A 1918-nucleotide genomic window follows, 5' to 3' on the forward strand; every position below is an offset into this window, starting at 1 on the left:
GCCTTGACCCCGCCAAAACCCTGCCGCATGGTCCGCGCCCGATAGACGACCGCAACCGGAGCGACCCAGTTTGAGCGAATATTTCCTGCTGCCGCTGGCCTCCCTGCCCTTCCCCAATATCGACCCGGTTATCGTCCATATCGGGCCGCTGGCGGTGCATTGGTATGGCGTCGGCTACATCGTCGGCATTCTGTTCGCCTGGTGGTACGCCAAGCGCCTGGTCAGCAATGCCAGCCTTTGGCCGGACGGCAAGCTGCCGATGAAGCCCGAGGATCTTGACGATTTCATCGTCTGGGCGGCGATCGGCGTGGTGCTCGGCGGGCGCACCGGCTATGTCCTCTTCTACGACCTTCCACGCTATATCGCGCATCCGCTCGACACCTTGGCGGTCTGGCAGGGCGGCATGTCGTTCCATGGCGGACTGCTCGGCGTGATCCTCGCCATGACCCTCTTTTCGCTCAAGCGCGGCATTCATACCTGGACGCTGTTTGACGTCGTCTCGGCCGGCGTGCCGGTCGGCCTTGGGCTGGTGCGTGTGGCCAATTTCATCAATTCGGAGCTCTGGGGCCGTCCGTCGGACGTGCCCTGGGCGATCGAATTCCCCAATGGCGGCCCATTCACCCGGCATCCCAGCCAGCTCTACGAGGCGCTGCTGGAAGGTCTTGTGCTCTTCCTGGTGCTGCGCTTTCTCACCCACTCGCGGCTGAAGCTGAAGACACCGCGCTTCGTCGGCGGCGCCTTCATCTGCGGCTACGGCCTGTCTCGCATCTTCGTCGAGTTCTTCCGCGAGCCTGACCAGCAGCTCGGTTATCTGCTCGGCACCAACTGGCTGACCATGGGCATGGTCCTGTCCTCGCCGATGGTGCTCGCCGGCATCTGGGCCATGGCCACCGCAAAGCCGACGACGCAGACGCAGCCGGCATGACCAGGCTGAAGGAGCGCATCATCGGCCTGATCGGCGCGGTGGGGCCGATCCCGGTCAGCGAATACATGGCGCTCTGCCTGTTCGACCCTGAGGACGGCTATTATACGACGCGCGAGCCCTTCGGCGCCGCCGGCGACTTCGTCACCGCGCCGGAGATCAGCCAGATGTTCGGCGAGCTTGTCGCCGTCTGGCTCTACCAGGCCTGGCAAGGCGGCGGGCGTCCGCTGCCAGCCACCTTCGCCGAAATCGGCCCCGGTCGCGGCACGCTGATGAAGGACATGCTGCGCACCTGGTCCCGCCTCGATCCGGCGCTTGCCGCCAAGGCTTCCTTCGCCATGATCGAGACCAGTCCGCGCCTGGCCGAAATCCAGAAAGAGACGCTCGCCGGCCAGAGCCCCGCCCTGAGCTGGCACCAAACCATCGACACGCTGCCGCAGCAGCCGCTCTTCATCGTCGGCAATGAACTCTTCGACGCCGTGCCGATCCGCCAGTTCGTCTATGTCGGCGCCGGCTGGCGCGAGCGCATGGTCGGGCTCGACGAACAAGACAATCTTCATTTCTTCGCCGGCGCGGGTTCCGTCGACCCGGCGCTGCTGCCGGCCGGCGCGGCCGATGCTCTGCAAGGCGCCATCGTCGAGGTGGCGCCGGCCCGCGCCGCGCTGATGGCAGCGATTGCCGAGCGTATCGCCGGCCATGGCGGCGCCGGGCTGTTCATCGACTACGGCCATCTTGAGCCGGGCTTCGGCGACACATTGCAGGCTGTGCGCAGGCACGATCACGAAGACGTGCTGGCCAATCCCGGCGGGGCCGATCTTACCGCTCACGTCGATTTCGCCGCGTTGGCTGCAGCCGTCCGGGAGCACGGCCTCCAGGCGGAACTGACCACGCAGAGCGAATTCCTGCTCGGCATGGGCTTGCTCGAGCGCGCCGGCGCGCTGGGCGCCCTGGCCGATGATGTCGCGCGTCAGGCGATTTCCGAGGCGGTCAAGCGCC

2 protein-coding genes are annotated in these 1918 nt (G+C 66.3%); both read left to right on the forward strand.

Features of this window, described 5'->3' with window-relative positions; all coding sequences use genetic code 11:
• Positions 1 to 70 precede the first annotated feature (70 nt).
• Positions 71 to 925, forward strand: a complete 855-nt coding sequence (lgt, locus tag EOA79_RS31750) for a prolipoprotein diacylglyceryl transferase (protein WP_082953956.1) — start codon at positions 71 to 73, stop codon at positions 923 to 925.
• Positions 922 to 1918, forward strand: a 997-nt coding sequence (locus EOA79_RS31755) for a class I SAM-dependent methyltransferase (RefSeq protein WP_164894056.1), incomplete at its 3' end; no start/stop codon positions are given. The genes lgt and EOA79_RS31755, both read left to right, overlap by 4 nt.

It is taken from the genome of Mesorhizobium sp. M1A.F.Ca.IN.020.03.2.1 (assembly GCF_004023205.1).
In the GTDB taxonomy this organism is placed as follows: Bacteria; Pseudomonadota; Alphaproteobacteria; order Rhizobiales; family Rhizobiaceae; genus Mesorhizobium.